Genomic DNA, 17,357 nt, shown 5'->3' with positions numbered 1-17,357 from the left:
GTACGCGGCAAGCGTGGCGGGAGCAGACCATGAACACAGCCGGCACCTCCTTCTCCTACCGGCCCGGGGTCACGGCCACCGCCGACGTACTGGTGGTCGGGGCAGGGCTGGCCGGGCTACACGTCGCCACGCTGCTCGCCCGGCAAGGCCATGACGTACTCCTGGCCGAACGGCGAAGCAGCCTCGGTCACGCGATCCGCACCACGGGAATCTTCGTGCGGAAGACGCTCGACGACTTTCCGCTGCCCCCGGAGCACCTCGGGCCGCCGATCCGGCGAGTGGTGCTCTACCCCCCTGGCCTGCGCCGCCCGGTCAGTCTGGTCAGTGACCGCGACGAGTACCGGGTGGGCGACATGGCGCCGCTCTATGCGGCCGCGGCAGATGTCGCCGCCGACGCCGGTGTGCGCATCGCACTGGGCACGAGCTACGCCGGCCGGCAGGGCGACACCTTCCGCCTGGTCGGCCGCGAAGGGCCGGCCTCGGTACGGGCACGCTTCGTCGTCGGTGCCGACGGAGCCCGGTCGAGGGTCGCCCGCGACCTTTCCCTCGACCTCAACCACCATGTGCTGGTCGGTGCCGAGGAGGTCTTCGGGCTGCCGGGGAACGACGACGGCGAGCCGCCGACCTTCCACTGCGTGCTCGACCCCTCGCTCGCCCCCGGCTACCTGGCTTGGGTGGTCAACGACGGGCAGCACGCCCACGTCGGCATCGCGGGCTATGCCGACCGCTATCCGCAGGGTCTCCGCGCGGCCTTGCAGCGGTTCAGTGCCTCGGCGCCCGGGCTGGCGGGCGTGGACCGTCCCGAGGTGGTGGAGCGCCGCGGAGGCCCGATCCCCGTCGGAGGCATGCTGCGCCGGGTCAGCTGCGCCGATGGGCTTCTTGTGGGGGACGCGGCAGGCGCGGTCTCCCCGCTCACCGCCGGCGGCCTCGACCCCTGCCTGCGGCTGTCGGAACTGGCAGCCACGGTCCTCGACGAGGCGCTGCGGGCCGGGAATCCGGAGGAGGTGCTGGCCGGCTACGACGGAGCCGCGCTGCGCGCCCACTTCCGGGGGCGGCTCATGATGCGCAGAGGGCTGGCCCAGGTGCGGACCCCGGCCATGGCGAGCGCGGCGTTCACGCTCCTGCGCACGCGGTTCGGCCGGGCCGCCGCCGGCCGTGTCCTCTTCGGCGACAGGTCCTTCCCCGCCCCCGTACACGAGTTCACGTGAGCGCACCTGGGTGCGCCGTTCAACCCCGCATGAACGGCTGTCTGAGGGATCATTGACGCCAGGAGCAGGAGGTCCGGCAGCGGAGGCCACGGTCATGATCACCATCGACGACATCCGTGACATCGCCTCGGGCCTGCCGGGTGCCTACGAACAGGCGTCCTACGGCGGGCAGCCGTCCTGGCGGACCAAGCCACGGGGGTTCGCCTGGGTGCGCGACGAGCCGGAGGCGCTCGTCGTGTGGGTGGGATCGGTCGAGGAGAAGCTCGCGCTGGTCGGCTCCGAGCCCGCCAAGTTCTTCACCACCTCCCACTACGACGGCTACCCGGTCCTCCTCGTCCGCCTCGAAGGCGTCGACCGTGCCGAGGCGGCCGAGCTGATCGAGGAGTCGTTCCGCCTCCGGGCCCCGAAGCGCCTCGTGTCCGAACTCGACGCCGGCTAGGGGGGCCCGGTGCGCCGCGCGGCTGGTCGCCCGCCACCCGCCCCTCGGCGGCCCTAACGCAGCCGTGCCGCGAAGCTCCGCCCGTACGCGTGCCGCGTGGCGACCTCGATGCGGGTGGCGCCGGGCAGCCTGGTGACGCGGACACCGTCGTCCGCGGAGACCGCGCGCAGGGAGCGGCCGTGCAGGGTGACCGTGACCGTGTCCCGTTCGGTGGTCGGATCCGCGACGGCGACCGTGGTGACGCCGTCACCGCCGCGCCGTACGAGCACCGACGCGGGACCGTCCATGGCGAGCGGCCCGGCGAAACAGGTGCCCGGCGCGAAGCTGTTGGCCGCGAGCAGTTCCAGGCCGCGGTGTCGGATCGCCTGGACGTCAGGGGTGTTGGCGAGGACCGTCAGCGGGCCGTGTGCGTAGCGGCGCAACTGCCGTTCGGTGGCGCCCGGGACCAGCGCGTAGGCCAGGGTGGTGGCGGGCGCGCCGGGCGGCTGCTCGAAGAGGACGCTGAAGACCTGCTTGGTGATCCGGGTGTCGGGGTTGGCGGCGTTGACGTCCTGGAGGCTGCGGGTGACGGTTTCGAGCGAGACGGTGGCCCGGGGGCCGCGGGGTGCGCCCGGGGCGTCGAGGAAGACGTAGCCGACGGCCGTCTTCTCGTCGGCGTTGGCGTACCGCAGCCACGCGAGATGCGCCGGGCCCGGGCGCCGCCAGGGCGTGCCCTCGCGCAGGCGTCCCGTGAGGGTGACGTCGTCCGATTCGGCGGCGATCCGGCTGTCCACGGTGGTGGTCACCGCCCGGCCCGCGGGGTCGTGCACCCCGGCCGCCAGCACCACGATCTCGTCGTCCAGCAGGAACCACGACTTGGTGGCGCCGGCGTTGCGGTAGGCCACGAAGTCGTCCGGCAGCCGCCCGGCCTGCTTCGCCGCCCAGGCGACGTCGTCGGACTGCACGAGCGACGCCGTTCCGTAGGCGCCCAGGGTGGCCCCGCCGGAGTGGGAGTCCGTGGCGCACGGGAAGTAGACGTAGGTGTTCTGCTTCTCGGACGAGGCGGTGAACCCGGCGTCCGGGTTGTCGTACCACTGGCTGCCGTACAGCTCGGGGACCGTCCTGCGGGTCTCCACCGGGGCGGTGACACCGGCCAGCCGGTACGGGGAGACGGCCGCGAAGTAGTCGACGCCGAAGGCGTGACTCTGGTCCTGCTCCGACAGGTACAGGTAGTGCGCTCCGTCGCCCTGGAACCACGGCTTGAGGTTCTCGCCGCTCATGTACTCGTACTTGCTGATCCGCCGTGAACTGCGGGCCAGTGCGAACGCCCAGCCGGGGCGGTGGTGGACGGTGCGGTCCATGGCGTTGAACGCCGTCGTGTACGAGGCCTCCCTGAGGTCTCTGGCGGGGACGGAGCCGTCGGCGAGGATGTCGGCGTAGCGGGCGACCGTCACGGGGGAGACGAACGCGGTCGGGTCCGGCGGCACCTTCACGGCCTCCCGGACGAACTTCACATACCCCTTGAGCGCTGTGGCGTCGTCGCCGGAGGAGTGGGCCGCGAGGTCGGTCACGGCCTCCAGCACGGTGGTCGCGTCGGCGTACCCGTTCTTGGCGCGGGACACCCCGCGGCCCTTGACCGCCTCCATCATCCAGCCTTCGAAGATCACCGGCGCGAAGCCGTCCACCACCCAGCCGCGCACCACCCCGGCCATGTCGTCCCGCGGCAGGTAGGCCGTACCGTCCAGGATCTTCAGCGTCTGCACGACACGGCTGAGCAGCCCGGTGCCGTACGTGCCGGTGTAGGCGACGGAGGCGTGCTGGATGAAGGAGCCGTCGGCGTAGAAGCCGTCGGTGACGCCGTGCCGGAGTTCGTACGGGTCGATCGTGGCGAGCACGGTGAGCTGGTCGGCGACGGCCTTGCTGACGCGGGCGTCGTCGCCGAGGGCGGCGCCCTGCATGATCCGGTCGGTGGTGATGTCGGCGAGGTTGGCGCCGGTGTGGAAGCGGGAGTCGAGGTCGACGTCGCCGTCCTTGCCGTTGCGCAAGTAGCCGTCCATCGCGGCGACGTAGGTGGCGGTGAGGTCCGGGCGGTGGGCGGCGAGCTGGTCCCGCAGCAGCACCAGGATCTTGCTGACCTGCTGGGAGATGCCGATCTCCCAGTTGTGCCAGTTGCCGTAGTACCCCTTGGACTGGTCGCCGTAGTAGTGGTCGTGGAGCCAGGTCAGGCCGTCGATGACGCGCCGCTGAACGGCCTCGTCGCCGTGCAGGGGGTTGGAGTCCGCGGGGGTGCGGGTGGCCAGCGCGATCTCGTAGAGGTACTGGAAGGACTTCGTCAGGTTCTTGTCGCTGGTGCCGAGGTCGCCGAGCCCCTGGAACAGCTCGCCGTCGCCTGCCGCGTCCATCGCCTCCAGACGGTCCTGCGCGGCGCCGGTGATGGCGGCCACCTTGCCGGCCACCTCGGGACGGGCGTCGACCTCGGCGGTGCCGGCCAGGACGGCGACGGTGTTGGCGGCAAGCCGGGCGAGATCTCCCCCCGGCCCTGCAGGGAGGTGCCCCGTGGACGGTTCCCCGGTGGCCGGGTCGCGCGGGACGCCTGCCGCCCGGGCGCGCAGCGGCTCGGCGAGGGCGAGCAGGGCGCTCGCGGGAACCATGGACAACAGGGCGCGGCGCGACAGCTCCATGGGGCTCTCCACTTTTCGACCAAATGCCGGAAAGGCTCGCCGTATCCAAGCAACGGGGTCCGGTGGTGTCAACGCGTCGGCACCGCCGGCACGGTCCGTTCCGGCCGCGGACCGCGGTTCGGGCCGGGGAAGTCCGCCCGTCTCAACTCTCCCCAGGCGCCGGGGCGTTGAACAAACGGAGCGAGGCCGCCGTGCCGCAGCGGGAGAGCTCGCGGAGCATCCGCAGCCGGTTCAGGGAGCCGAATCCCGATCCGTGTCCGCATTACGGCCACAACTCGCCACAGCCCTGGGCCGCGTTACGCCGTGGACCAGGGAAGTCCCTTCGCCAGGAAGAGAGTTGCATGGGCAGCACAGAGCACGGACGGCAAGGAGGGCACGGGGATACAGCCCCGAGGTCACCCGGCTCGGCGGCGCCGCGTCGCCGGGCTGGCTGACGGGACAGTCAGGAGGCGTGATCGTCCGCCGGGCGGATTCAGCCCCGCAGGACGGAGACCTTCCACGGCAGGCCCGCGCATCCGTGCGGGCCGGAGACTCGCACGGCGACCTCCGGCCAGGTGTGGTCCAGGTCGTGCTCGTCGACCAGTGAACCGGCGATCTTCTGGGGCGTGTTCGACGCGACCACCCGGCCGGTCGCGTTCACCAGTGCCGTCGGCGGATCGGTCGCCCCGACGGCGCCGAGCAGCAGTGATTCGAACGCGTCGGCCCGGATGTCGGTGGCCGCCACCCCGAGGAACCGTTCGCCGCAGCTCACCGGGTTGGCCAGCGTGAGCATGTACTCGTCGGTGCCCGAGTAGTCCACGTAGGGGCCGACGACCACCCGGTTCCCGGTCCGCCTCGGCAGCGCGAACCATGCGGCGGAGACGTAGTCGTAGAAGCCGACGCTGGCCGGATTGTGGTCCACCTCGAGGAAGGCCGGGGGGCCGTCGGGCCGGTTCTGCCACCACTCCAGCCAGTGCGACCGGTCCGCGAGCACGTCCTCGGCCAGGATCACACCGGTGCCGGCGATCAGCTTCGGCTGCTCCCGCAACCGCGCGAAGATCGGCTTCCGCAACGCGGTGAGCTCGTCGGCGCACAGAGCCCGGCCCTCGGCTTGCGACTGCTGGTGCAGCGCGCGCAGCGGGTCGGACAGCAGATCCAGCCAGCTGAAGACGTCGTCCAGCACCGCGGCGACCCGGTCGGCCGCGGTACGGATCTCCACCCCTTGAACGTCGGTCACTCCTCGCCCCCCTTCCCGGGCCGGCGGATGTGATGCACAGACATTTCTCCGGACAGGTCTCACGCGCCGGCAAGCCGAAGGTGGAACTCGATCAGCCGGTCGATGCCACGCCCGATGTGCCGCTCCACGATAGAGCGTGCGCGCGATCCGTCACCGTCCTCGACGGCCTGCAGAATCGCGAGGTGATCGGCGACCGCGTCCTTGTGCGCGACGGCCTCGCCGGAGGGCATCCACAGCAGCTCACCGATCTCCGCTTGAAGGGCGATCTCCTGGCGGGTGAGCCGGGAGGACTGCGCGGCGGCGGCGGTCTCGATGTGGAAGCGGCCGTCCGCCCGCCTGCGGTCACCCGGCGTACGGGCCGACTCCAGCTGGGCCACCAGCCGGTGCAGTGTGGCGACATCGTCGGGGCCGGCGCGTTCCGCGGCCAGCAGTGCGGCCGTCCCGGCTATCGCGAGGTGCTGGTCGCCGGTCTCCCGCAGCTCGTGCACGCTGCGTTCGCGCAATGTCTTGCGCAGCCGCTCCAGCGAAGCCTCGGCCGGTGAGCGGGCGAAGCTTCCGCCGCCTCTGCCGCGCCGCGTCTCCACCAACCCGTGGTGCCGCAGGGAGGAGAGCGCTTCGCGCAGCGTGACGGTGGCGACCTTGAGCTGCGCGGCCAGATCGGCCTCGCTCGGCAACTGCTCGCCGTCGCCGAGCAGACCGAGCGCGATGGCCTCACCCAGCCGCCGGGCCACCACCTCGGCGCGGCCGCCGTCCTCGAGCGGCGCGAAGGCCGCGTGCCGTGCCGCACCGGAAACGCCCTTGTCGTCCACGCACACCTCCTTCGCCCCGGCGGACGGCGTCCGAGTTGAGTCTGCGTTACGGCCGCACCGATCCTCCCATCGGGGGTTGCGGTTTGAAAGCTGGTTTCATATGTTTCAGCTGAAGCCAGTGACCCAAGTCACGCCCGGCGCCGCACAGTCAGTACCGATCCGTCGCCCACCACCACAGGCGTTCCTCGCCGCTTTGGAGTGGACCCATGACTGACACCCCTGCCAGGCACGAAACGGACGATCCGCCCCGGTCCGACGGTCACGGCAGTACCGAGGAGTTCGTCGAGCAGTGGAGCAACGCCGCGTACAACTGCTTCTCCTCCGGCCACAAGTTCTGCCGCGAGGTCTGCCCGGTCATGCAGGTGACCCGCAACGAGTCGTGGACGCCCACCGCGTTCCACGCCAACGTCGTGGCGATGGAGCAGGGCGAGCTCGAGATCGCCGACATCGCCGAGGACTACGTGAACTGCACCGGTTGCGGCGCTTGTGAACTGCGCTGCCCGAACACCTTGTTCACCGGCGACTTCTACCGGTTCCGTACCCGCACCGTGGACCTCGTGAAGGCGGTGCGCGCGCTGGCCGTGGACAACGACGTGCACCAGCAGGGGTGGCAGCGCTGGAACCTGCTCACCGACGAGCGCACCCACGAGCCGGTGCTCGGTGACACACCCGTCAGCCAGGAGCACGTGCGCGACTGGTCGGACGGGCTGAACATCCCGGTCGGCGGGGAGACGATCCTGTTCGTGGACTGCGAGGCGGCGTTCTACCGCACTTCGGTTCCCCGCGCGGTGGCACAGCTCCTCCAGCACGCCGGCTACGAGTTCGGGCTGATGAACGAGCAGTGGTGTTGCGGCGGACCGGCCGCGGAGATGGGCTACGTGGAACAGTCGAAGCGGTTCGCCCGGCACAACCTGGAGGACTGGCGGGCAGGCGGGGTCAAGCGCGTGCTGGTGCTCGACCCGCACGACTACATCACGTTCACCGAGGACTATCCGAAGTATTTCGGCGACGACTACGACATCGAGATCGTGCTGGTAGTCGAAGTGCTCGCCGAGATGATCCGGGACGGAAGGCTGAAGCCGGCGGTGCCCGTGGAACGGACCGTCACGTATCACGATCCGTGCCGGCTGAACAAGCGCAAAGGGGTCTGGAAGGAGCCGCGGCAGATCCTCTCCGCGATCCCAGGGCTCGTCTTCCACGACGTCGACCGGGTCACCCAGTGGTCCTACTGCTCGGGCGGCGGCGGAGGGCTGCCGATCGAGAAGCCCGAACTCACCGCGAGGATCAGCGAGTCCAGGGTGGACAAGGCGGCGGAGCTCGGCGTGGACACGCTGGTGTCCGCCTGTCCCTGGTCGGAGCGCCCGCTGAGCGAGGCGGGCGACGCCAGGCAGATCGACGTGACCGACATCCATGAACTGCTCGCCGAGTCACTCGGCATCGAGGTCGGGGGGAGTCGAGGACGATGACGGTCGCCCCGCAGCTCGCCGAACCGGTGCTGGACGACCTGCGCCAGGTCCTCGGCGACGAACACGTACTGACCGGCAAGGCGGCCCGCTTCAACCGGGCCAGGGTGCCGGCGCCGTTCCCCGTGCACCGCTGGGCCGAGCGCGTGCCCGACCTGGTCGTGCTGCCCGGCTCCACCGAAGAGGTCTCCGAGGTGGTGCGTATCGCGAACGCGCACCGCATCCCGATCGTGCCGCGGGACGGCGGCACCGGACTCACCGACGGAGCCGTGCCCCTGCGGCGCGGCATCGTCGTCGACGTCAAGCGGATGAACGGCATCCTGGAGATCGACGAGGTCAACCGCACCTGCACGGTGGGCGCGGGCATCAACATGCTCAAGCTGAACGAGGTGCTCGCGGCGTACGGGCTGATCTATCCCGACGACCCTGCCTCCTACCCGTGTTCGCTGGTCGGCGGCCGGATCGGCACCAGCGGCTGGTCGCTGATCGGCAGCCGCTACGGGCACTCCCGGGACCTGGTGCTGAGCTTCGACTTCGTACTGCCGACCGGCAAGGTGATCCACGTCGGCGACGGCGCGGGCCGCAAGCTCTCCAAGAGCTCCAGCGGATACCAGCTAAAGCACCTCTTCATGGGCCACCAGGGCACCCTAGGCATCGCCACGGAGGCCACGCTCAAGCTGTTCCCGAAACCGGAGGCGGAGCTCTCCCCGTTCTTCGCGTTCCCCGATTACGACAGCGCGTACCGGACCGTCGGCGAGCTGGCGCGCGCCGGAGTCGCCACCTTCGCCGGCGCGGTGCTGTTCGACGAGTGGAAGGTCGACTACCTGCGCCGGGACGACGAGGCGTACATTCCGCAGCCCGCCGACGTGCGGGCGCTGGTGTGCGCGGTGGCGTACGGCTACGAGGACGAAGTGATCGCGGGCGGCAGGCGGTTGATGCGCATCGCCAAGGAGAACGGCGCGCGCTACCTCGGCGACGAGGTGTCCGAAGGGGACTGGGCGGCCCGGCACGACCGCTACGCCACGCCGCTGCACGGGCGGGTCAGGTCGGGGCAGGTGGTGCCGATGAGCTGGCACTGCGAGGACGCCGCCATCAACTACAGCGAGCTGCCCCAAGTCCGCCTGGAATGGCACGAGATCGTGCGCAGGCTGCGCGAGCGTTTCGACATGTTCGACGACTGGGGCATGTTCACGTACACCAGCGCGAACACGGGCGTGGACTACCTCACCGAGATCGATGTCGGCATCTGGGAGCAGCGGCTCGACGACGAGTCCTGGGCCGCGTGGGTGCGGGCGAAGCGGGACATCGCGGAGGTCGCACTCCGCTACGGCGGCTCCATCAGCGCGTGCCACGGGTCGTGCCGGGAGGGCGAGGTCGACCTGGTGCCGCAGGAACTCGGCGGCGGATACGACGTGATGCTCGACGTCAAGCGAGCCATCGACCCGAACAACATCATGAACCCCGGCAAGTACGGACTGGACCGTGCCTACGAACCGGATGGAGGGAGCGGCTCATGAGCGCCTACCGCCACTCCGAGCAGTCCCGGCCGCCGGAGGCGAGACAGATCACCGAGGTCGCGATCGAGCGCTTCGACGACGTCTTCGAAGTCGACCCGAAGCTGATGAGCGTGCATGTGGTGCAACAGGTGTTCCCGAACTGGGACACCTTGCGCATCGTTGCGAGCCGGCACGATCACCTGGACTGGATGCACAGCCACTGGGCGGCCAAGGTGATCTCGGCGCAGGCTCTGCTGGACGAGATCGACGACTAGCACCCCGCCCACGGCCTTCGGCGTGGGTGGAGTGCCCCCTGCGAAGAACGAATTCCGCCACGAGTCCGACACGAGGACCGCACATGGTAGATCACGTCTCGCGCCGAGAGTCTCCCGCTGAGGAGCAGGCACCGTCCGGCCAGGATGACGCGTCCCAGCTCGAAGCACTCGGCTACCGTTCCGAATTCCGCAGGGAGATGAGCCTGTGGGCGAACTTCTCCCTCGGCTTCACGTATCTGTCGCCCGTGGTCGGCATCTACACGCTGTTCGGCTTCGCGCTGGCCACCGCGGGCCCGCCGATGATCTGGACCCTGCTGATCGTGGGGCTCGGCCAGTTGCTGGTGGCACTGGTCTTCGGCGAGGTGGTGTCCCAGTACCCGCTGGCCGGCGGGGTGTATCCGTGGGCCCGGCGGCTGTGGGGCAAGCGCTGGGCGTGGCTGAACGGCTGGGTGTACATGATCGCCCTGCTTGTGACGATCGCCAGTGTCGCGTACGGCTCCGGGCCCTACGCGTCGATGCTGTTCGGCCTGGAGTCCGGCACCGGCAACACGATCCTTTGTGCCCTGCTGGTGCTGCTGGTCGCCACTGTGATCAATCTCGGCGGCACCCGGACGCTCGGGATCGCCGCGATCATCGGTTTCGGCATGGAGATCCTGGGCGCGCTCGCGGTGGGCGGCTGGTTGCTGCTCAGCGAGCGGCATCACGGACTCGGCGTGCTCTTCCAGGACTTCGGCTCCGGGGGCGGCGGCTCCTACTTCACGGCGTTCCTGGCCGCGGGGCTGATAGGGATCTTCCAGTACTACGGGTTCGAGGCGTGCGGGGACGTCGCCGAGGAGGTGCCGAACCCCTCGCGGCGCATTCCGAAGTCGATGCGGATGACCATCTACGTCGGAGGGTTCGCCGCGACATTCGTGTGCCTCGCGCTGGTACTCGCCGTCCCGGACTTCGGCGCGGTGATCTCCGGCAAGGACGCCGACCCGGTCTCCACGGTGCTCGGTGCCGCCTTCGGCACGGCCGGCTCGAAGGTCGTGCTGCTGGTCGTGCTGGTGTCCTTCCTGTCCTGCGCGCTGAGTCTGCAGGCCGCGGCGAGCCGGCTGATCTACTCCTATGCGCGCGACGAGATGCTTCCGGGGAGCGCGGTGTTCTCCCGGTTCTCCGCCAGGCAGCACGTTCCCCCGTACGCCTTGCTGACCGCGGCGGTCGTGCCGGCGCTCGTGGTGCTCGCGTCCCGGCTGTCCGAGGACGCCACCGAGCGCATCGTGTCGTTCGCGGTGCTCGGCATCTACCTGGGATTCCAGATGGTGGTGTTCGCCGCGCTGCGCGCACGGCTGAAGGGATGGAGCCCGAGTGGACCGTTCTCGCTCGGGCGGTGGGGCCTGCCGGTGAACGTACTGGCGCTGCTCTACGGGATCGCGGCGATCGTGAACCTGGTCTGGCCGCGCACACCGGAAGCCCCCTGGTACGACAACTACCTCACGGCACTGTCGGGGGCGGTGGTGGTGGGTGCCGGGTTGATACTCCTGGTGACCACCCGGCCCTACGGCAGGAGCCAGGCACCGGCGGGTGACGCGATTCCGCAGCGGCCGGAGAGAACGGCCGCCCGCGAATGACGGACCGACGAGCGCCGCGCGACTTCGTCGCCCCCGGGCCGGGCCACACCGCGGACGGCTCCGGAAACGGCAAGACCCTGTCCACGTACCGACTTGCGGACTGCACCCACGTCAGGCACGTCATGTCCAATTCCGAACGCTAGGCCGAAAGGTGCGCACCATGAAGATCAGCTATGTGATGCTCCCGGACTACCCGATCGACGAGACCATCGAATCGATCAAGCTGGCCGACCGGCTCGGCTACTACGCCGCCTACGCCGCCGACGAGACCTGGCACAAGGACCTCTGGCTGCTGTTCGCGGCGGCCGCCGACAAGACGCAGAACATCAGGTTCGGACCGAACCTGTCACCGGTCACCCTTCGCGAGCCGACATTGATCTGCCAAGCCGCCGCCACTCTCGACGAGTTGACCGGCGGGCGAGCCGAATGCGTCATCTCCAGCGGCAACTTCGGGCTGCTCGCGCAGTACGGCATCGACTGGGCGAAGACCAAGCCGCTGTCCCGGGTCAAGGAGGCCCACCATGTGATGCGCACGTTCCTGGACGACGGCGCGATCACATTCGAAGGCGAGTTCTACAACTACACCGGGCTGTTCAGCTTCGCGCGTCCGGTGCAGGAGCGGCTGCCGCTGAAGCTCGGTGCGATGCGCGGCCCCAAGTCGTTCCAGGCGGCCGGCGAGATCTCGGACGGCGTGCACCACGCGCTCAGCTACACCCGGGAGGCGTACGACTACCTCGTGGACAACGTCAAGATCGGCGCGGAGCGCGCGGGCCGGGACTGGCAGTCGCTCGACATCGGCGCCTGGGTCGTGTTCGCGACGGGAGAGGACGGCGAGGCGGCGAAGCAGGCCGCACGTGCCATGGTCGGGTTGTACGCCTCGTCCATGCCGGCGGAGCAGCTGCGGCGCAACGACGTCGACCCCGACTCCCTGCAGGAGATCATCGCCGCTGTCGGCGCGGGCGACCTGCCGCGCGCCTACGAGCTGACCTCGCCGGAGCTTGCGGAGAAGCTGTCCGTGGCAGGCACCCCTGAGGAGTGCGCGGAGAAGATCAACCGGGAGATCCTGGCCAGCGGGGTGAACCACATGATCCTCGCGATCACCGATTCAGCGCTGGTGAAGGCGTTCTCCGGGATGGAGATGCCGGGTGTGCTGAGCATGGCCGAGCAGCTGCAGCTGGTGCACGACAAGGTCAAGCCGGCACTGAGCGCGTGACCACTCAGCTGGGAGCCTTCTGCTCACCGAGCGGGCACGGGCCCGCCGGGCGCCGGGCTCCCAGCGGAGGCGCACGTTCCCGGGGTGCCGGCCGGTCAGGGACGATCGGGACGGTCACGGGGGCTCTCGGCCCAGCAGGGGAGCGGGCGGGCGACGGTATGACGTCGCCGCCGGAAGACCGGTCGCACCGGGGACTCCGCGACGCCCCGTCAGCCGGCCTTCCGCGCCACACCTCCGTAGAAACCGATCTCGCCGGATCGGGCCGGCGGAGGAGTGTCCGGGCGCCAGAACGGCACCTGGGCCAGGCCCGGCTCGACCAGCTCGAAGCCGTCGAAGAAGCGCTCGACCTCGGCACGGGAGCGCAGATTGAGGGTGGCGGACGCCTTGTTGTAGACGGCCTGGGCCGCGCGACGGTCGGCGAAGTCGCCGGTGGCGTGCGAGAGCACCAGGAAGCTGCCGGCCGGGAGCGCGTCGCGCAGGGTGGCGATGGTACGGCGGGGCTGCTCCGCGTCCGTGAGGAAGTGGACGATGGCGACGAGGAGCAGGGCGACCGGCTCGCCGAAGTCGATGACCCGGCGGACGTCCGGGTGGTCCACGATGGCCTGCGGCTCACGAAGGTCGGCGAGCACGATGCTTGTCGTCGCGGAATCGCTGAGCACCGTACTGGCGTGCACGTTCACGATCGGGTCGTTGTCGACGTATGCGACGCGCACGTCCGGCGCCACTTCCCGGGCGATCTCATGAACGTTCGGCGAGGTGGGCAGGCCTGTGCCGATGTCCAGGACCTGGCGTACGCCGCTGCCGAGCACGTGTCTGACTGCGCGCTGCAGAAAGGCGCGGTTGGCCCGTACGCCGATCCGTACCTCGGGGGCGGCAGCGGCGAGTTCCTCCGCGGCCTGCCGGTCCAGCTCGTAGTTGTCCTTGCCGCCCAGCAGGTAGTCGTAGATCCGCGCAGGGTGCGGTCTGCTGGTGTCGATCTCCTCGCTGCGGAAGCCGTCCTGTCTCACACCGCGCTCCTCTCGACTCCAGGAAAGCTTTCCACATCGGCCAACTTCTGTTCGTACGTCGGCAGTTGGAAATTGCGGGTGATGCTGCAGGCATCCACATGTGCCGCCGAGGAAGACCCGGCCCAACATCGAGGTGGCCGCACCGGACGATGTTCGTCGCACGGTGCACGGCCCCCCGGTCCCATCTGGCACGCGAGTGTCACGGGCAGCCGTCATTCTTTGATCCGTACCTCGAGGTGGACCGGGGGACCGGTCAGCCGCCTCGGGCTCACACCGCAGAAGTACGTCGCCACAGCTCGACGAGCGAAGGGTCTCCCGTCACATCGAGGTCCTCGTAGCGTCCTCGGTTCCACAGGGCGCGGTACACCGTGGGGGATGAGCCGCTGATGGTGCAGTCGGCGGACACACTGCCGGTATCGGTCAGTTGCTCCACCCGCAACGGCTCCTGCGAGAGGTGGAGCAACCATGCGCTCGGCTGCCCGGTGTCCGAGGCGGTGTCGGTCGTCTGCACGAGCAGGGAACGTGGTTGTTCCGTACGCACCTTGCTTCGGGAACGGACGTGGAATCCCGCCAGGAGTTCGTCGATCCCGTCCGCGGCGAACTCAGCGGTGAACTCCCTTGGCCGGCCCCCGAGTGCACTCTCCGCGTCCACTCGGTGAATCGCGGTCTCGTGGGCCTGGCGCCTGGCCCAGAAGGCCAGGGGCGTCGGTGCGGGAAGGAACGTCCAGCACTCCAGATCCGCAGGGGCCGTGGTGAGCCTGTTCAGCAATCGCAGGTGCCCCTCGCGGAACCAGTCCGCGAGGGCGTCGACGTCGTCGGGAGCGCATATCTCGATGGGCCGGCCCTCCGTCTTGCCATCGAGGTAACCGACGGCCCAACGATGCACGCTGCCGGTGTGGGCGACGAGATCGCGTACGCGCCACTCGGGGCAGGTGGGCACCAAAGTGTCCCACCCCGCGCGCACAGAGCTGTCAACCAGCACCTCGCCGTCCCGACGCAGCGCCTCGATGAAGCCGGCGATTTCCACGAGACTTTGCACCATCCTCAGGCACTCAGAGTGACGTTCCGCTGCCTGCACAGGACAGTAGTGCTCGCGTGCGCTCCTGCACATGGGGTGGACCGGGCGGCCTCAGTCCTGAAAACCCTCGTGGCAGCGACGTCACCGCGGGTTCAGATCCCCCCGACTCCGCGCTGAGAGCAGGCAACCCGGCTCCGGCCAGGGAAGCCGGCCGAAGGGCCAGCCCCGGCGGATACTCCCGCTGAGCCGGCCCTTCGCTGTGTGCCCCCGGCAGGATTCGAACCTGCGACACCCGCTTCAGGAGTGATGTAGGGCGAGTGACAGCTGACCTGCGCGAGCGCATGCCGGCCCAGTGACCGTCAACTTGCCCTTGAGACACCCGGTTTCCCCGTGAGTCTCCGTCTCATCCGGCATGCGACTGGCACAGGTGACCATCTCGTTGCGAGCTATGGGCACGACGGTCGATGGGGACGGCTGAGGGCGTGTGCCGAGCCTCCTGCGCCGGGTGCGGGCCACCCACGGTCGCGGCGGTTGCTGTACTTCGCTGTTGTACCGCAGTGCCCGCCGAAGGGAGGGTTCCCCGGGCCTCCCGGGCTGCGACTCAGCGGCGGAGCAGGAGCATGGCGGCATCGTCGACAAGTGGGCCGCCGGTGTGTGCGACGACGTCACTGCGCAGGGCCTCCAGCGCGCTGGTGGGATCGGGCGTCCTCAGCAGCGAGGCTCGATCTCCGAGTGGGTAGAACTGGCCGACGGCGTTGCGTGCCTCTGTAGTGCCGTCGGTGTAGAGCAGCATCTGGTCGCCGGGACCGAGTTCGACGCGGTGCGGCGTGGGGTGGCCGCCTCCGATGTCGGTGAGGCCGAGCGGGAGAGCGGGCTCCGCCGGTTCCGCGAAATACGACGTACCGTCCCTGCGGACGATCAGCGGTGGCGGATGGCCGTAGTTCAGGAGAGTCACGGTTCCGTCTGCATTCACTTCGGCGAGGATCACTGTTGCGAAAGCACCCTCCGGAAAGTGCCGTAGCGCAGCACGTTCGAGGCACTTGCCCACTTCGGGCAGCGTGTCTTCGTCGTAGGCGGCGACCTGGTGCGCGCCGAGCACCACGGAGGCCCTCTGAACGGCGTTCAGTCCCTTGCCTTGAACGTCGCCCACCACGGCTCGCACCCCGGCACGACTCTCGATCGCTTCGTAGAAATCTCCCCCGATCTGAACATCCCGCGTCGCCGAGCTGTAGGACACAGCGAGCTGAAGGCCGTCCGGCGTCTCGGGCAGTTCCCGCAGCAAGATCCGATGTGCCACCTGCGCCACCGCACGGACGCGGGCCAGCCGTTCCTCCTGGCCTTGCCGCAGACGCGTGGCCAGCAGCCCCGCCATGCTGGTACCCAACACTGCGATCAAGGCGGTCACCCCGCGGGCGGTCCCGAACAGATTGTCGTACACGCTGAGCAGCATGCAGAGGGCCAACGACAGCAGTCCCACAGTAGCTACGTGGAGCATCCCGCCGGTCAAGGTGGCGAACGCCGGGCCGAGCGCGAGCAGCGGGAGCAGGCCGAGAGGGCGGCCAGCGGCCAGATCCGCGGCTGCAGCGAGCGCTATGGCGATGTACGGCAGTAGGAACAGAACAAGATTGCCGTCGTCGCGCGGTCTCATCGGCACAGGAGCGCTCACAGGAATGAGAAATTCGTCAAGGACACATCGCTGAACTTCGTCACTTTAGACTGAGACGACTTCCTGACAGAGGAGCGACGAGTAGGTCGCCCGTGACCGGACCATCGCGGATGGGCTCGGGCTGATGATGACCAGGATGGGGCACAGCACCTCACGTGCCGCGCTTATCTACCAGCACATGACCGGCCGATCCGAGACGCTCGCGGAGATGGTGAGCCCGCTCTGTAGTGGCACGGGTGTGGCACGCGCCCGACCAAGCAGAAGGACCAGCTCTGGGAGATGATCCCGCTGAGCCGGCCCTTCGTCGTGTGCCCCCGGCAGGATTCGAACCTGCGACACCCGCTTTAGGAGAGCGGTGCTCTATCCCCTGAGCTACGGAGGCGGGGCTCGGTGGAACCCTGGGGAAGGCCCCGATCGGGGCTGCCTCGGGTCACGCGAGCTCCTGGTCGCCCCATGAGGGCGACCCTGGACAGGTTAGCCGATGGCCCGGCGTGGTGATGCACGCGCTGGTGCGCAGGCGGTCCCAGCAGCTGCCGGGAGGCTTCACCGCAGGCATGGGAGAGCTGCCCGGACGGCTCCGTCGTCCTCTTCCCCGTCGAGATGTGCGGGGTCATCCGGGGAGCCTGCGGCGGAGGTCGTCCTCCCGCATCGGTGTGCCGGGCCCTCGTCGGCTGCGGCGGGCCGTACCGGACGTCGAGCGTCCCGGTGGGCACCGCCCGCCGCACGAGCGCAGAGAACCTCGGACTACATCTCCGTCCAGGTGAAGGCGACATCGTCACCGGCGGAGAGCTTGTGCTGGCAGCCGCCCACGGATGTGGCCTGGCCGTTGACGGAGATGTTCCAGTAGGCCTCGGCGGTCTGGGCGTCGCCGTCGATGCTGGTCACGAAGTAGTCCTCGAAGGAGGCGTACCAGGTGCCGTCCCACGGGAAGTCCTCGGCCTTTGCGGCGTCGTCGAGGGCGGCTGTGGGTGTGGCCCCGGGTGAGGGGTTGGCGCCGTTGTTGGTGCCGTCGCACTTGTGGCTGCCGCCCGTGGCGGCGGTGACGGTGTGCCCGGTCGTCTGGAGGTCTCCGTCGTAGACGGAGCCGTCAGGGCCGGTGACGGTGAGGTGGACCGATATCGGGGCGGCGGCTTCCGGCGTACGGGCCTGGGCTGCCGTCGGGGCCCACATGGTGAGGGCGAGGCCCAGGACCGAGGCGGCCACCGGAAGCCCGAGGAATCTTCGTCGCATCAGTAACTCCTTCTTGTAGCGCGCCGCGAGGGCGCAGGGATGGGGCG

Annotated in this window: 14 protein-coding genes and 1 tRNA gene; 7 read left to right on the top strand and 8 right to left on the bottom strand. The window is 69.5% G+C overall.

Annotated elements, in window-relative coordinates; translation table 11 throughout:
* Nucleotides 1–29: 29 nt before the first annotated feature.
* Nucleotides 30–1,208, top strand: coding sequence for an FAD-dependent oxidoreductase (locus tag AN215_RS08390; RefSeq protein ID WP_070013214.1), 1,179 nt, complete (start codon nt 30–32; stop codon nt 1,206–1,208).
* A gap of 94 nt (nt 1,209–1,302) precedes the next feature.
* On the top strand, nt 1,303–1,647 hold the full coding sequence (locus tag AN215_RS08385; RefSeq protein ID WP_070013215.1) for an MmcQ/YjbR family DNA-binding protein: 345 nt from the start codon (nt 1,303–1,305) through the stop codon (nt 1,645–1,647).
* A 53-nt stretch (nt 1,648–1,700) separates the two neighbouring features.
* Here the strand turns inward: AN215_RS08385 and AN215_RS08380 are convergent, their stop codons facing one another.
* The 3 genes from AN215_RS08380 to AN215_RS08370 form a co-directional block, all read right to left on the bottom strand.
* Nucleotides 1,701–4,307 (bottom strand): polysaccharide lyase family 8 super-sandwich domain-containing protein, encoded by a 2,607-nt coding sequence (locus tag AN215_RS08380; protein ID WP_070013216.1) that lies wholly within the window; start codon nt 4,305–4,307, stop codon nt 1,701–1,703.
* Nucleotides 4,308–4,779: 472 nt separating this feature from the next.
* The gene (locus tag AN215_RS08375) at nt 4,780–5,523 is read right to left on the bottom strand and encodes a cache domain-containing protein (protein ID WP_139140698.1); all 744 of its coding nucleotides are present in this window, start codon (nt 5,521–5,523) and stop codon (nt 4,780–4,782) included.
* 59 nt (nt 5,524–5,582) lie between these two features.
* On the bottom strand, nt 5,583–6,332 hold the full coding sequence (locus AN215_RS08370) for a FadR/GntR family transcriptional regulator (protein ID WP_070013218.1): 750 nt from the start codon (nt 6,330–6,332) through the stop codon (nt 5,583–5,585).
* 206 nt (nt 6,333–6,538) lie between these two features.
* On the opposite strand from AN215_RS08370, the gene AN215_RS08365 reads away from it, so the two are divergent.
* From AN215_RS08365 to AN215_RS08345, 5 genes are all read left to right on the top strand, one after another.
* On the top strand, nt 6,539–7,798 hold the full coding sequence (locus AN215_RS08365; RefSeq protein WP_070013219.1) for a (Fe-S)-binding protein: 1,260 nt from the start codon (nt 6,539–6,541) through the stop codon (nt 7,796–7,798).
* Complete coding sequence (locus AN215_RS08360) at nt 7,795–9,312, top strand: FAD-binding oxidoreductase (RefSeq protein ID WP_070013220.1); 1,518 nt, start codon at nt 7,795–7,797, stop codon at nt 9,310–9,312. The genes AN215_RS08365 and AN215_RS08360 overlap by 4 nt, the downstream gene beginning before the upstream one ends.
* A complete protein-coding gene (locus tag AN215_RS08355) occupies nt 9,309–9,566 on the top strand; it encodes a hypothetical protein (RefSeq protein ID WP_070013221.1) in 258 nt (85 codons plus the stop codon). The genes AN215_RS08360 and AN215_RS08355 overlap by 4 nt, the downstream gene beginning before the upstream one ends.
* Before the next feature lie 83 nt (nt 9,567–9,649).
* Nucleotides 9,650–11,176 carry an APC family permease gene (locus AN215_RS08350; protein WP_070013222.1) on the top strand — a complete coding sequence of 509 codons (1,527 nt, stop codon included), beginning with the start codon at nt 9,650–9,652 and terminating at the stop codon, nt 11,174–11,176.
* A gap of 160 nt (nt 11,177–11,336) precedes the next feature.
* Nucleotides 11,337–12,389 (top strand): LLM class flavin-dependent oxidoreductase, encoded by a 1,053-nt coding sequence (locus AN215_RS08345; RefSeq protein WP_070013223.1) that lies wholly within the window; start codon nt 11,337–11,339, stop codon nt 12,387–12,389.
* A 209-nt stretch (nt 12,390–12,598) separates the two neighbouring features.
* On the opposite strand, the gene AN215_RS08340 is transcribed toward AN215_RS08345, so the two are convergent.
* The 5 genes from AN215_RS08340 to AN215_RS08320 form a co-directional block, all read right to left on the bottom strand.
* Nucleotides 12,599–13,396: an SAM-dependent methyltransferase gene (locus AN215_RS08340; protein ID WP_070013224.1), complete on the bottom strand. Its 798-nt coding sequence runs from the start codon at nt 13,394–13,396 to the stop codon at nt 12,599–12,601.
* 268 nt (nt 13,397–13,664) lie between these two features.
* Nucleotides 13,665–14,423, bottom strand: coding sequence for a maleylpyruvate isomerase family mycothiol-dependent enzyme (locus AN215_RS08335; RefSeq protein ID WP_070013897.1), 759 nt, complete (start codon nt 14,421–14,423; stop codon nt 13,665–13,667).
* Between the two features lie 592 nt (nt 14,424–15,015).
* Nucleotides 15,016–16,062 carry a PP2C family protein-serine/threonine phosphatase gene (locus tag AN215_RS08330; RefSeq protein ID WP_070013225.1) on the bottom strand — a complete coding sequence of 349 codons (1,047 nt, stop codon included), beginning with the start codon at nt 16,060–16,062 and terminating at the stop codon, nt 15,016–15,018.
* A 327-nt stretch (nt 16,063–16,389) separates the two neighbouring features.
* A tRNA-Arg gene (locus AN215_RS08325) sits at nt 16,390–16,462 on the bottom strand.
* Nucleotides 16,463–16,824: 362 nt separating this feature from the next.
* On the bottom strand, nt 16,825–17,310 hold the full coding sequence (locus AN215_RS08320; protein WP_070013226.1) for a DUF4430 domain-containing protein: 486 nt from the start codon (nt 17,308–17,310) through the stop codon (nt 16,825–16,827).
* Nucleotides 17,311–17,357 lie beyond the last annotated feature (47 nt).

This window comes from Streptomyces abyssalis, assembly GCF_001751365.1.
In the GTDB taxonomy this organism is placed as follows: Bacteria; Actinomycetota; Actinomycetes; order Streptomycetales; family Streptomycetaceae; genus Streptomyces; species Streptomyces abyssalis.
The sequence above is the reverse complement of the archived record's forward strand: the minus strand, read 5'-3'. Positions and strand labels throughout refer to the sequence as shown.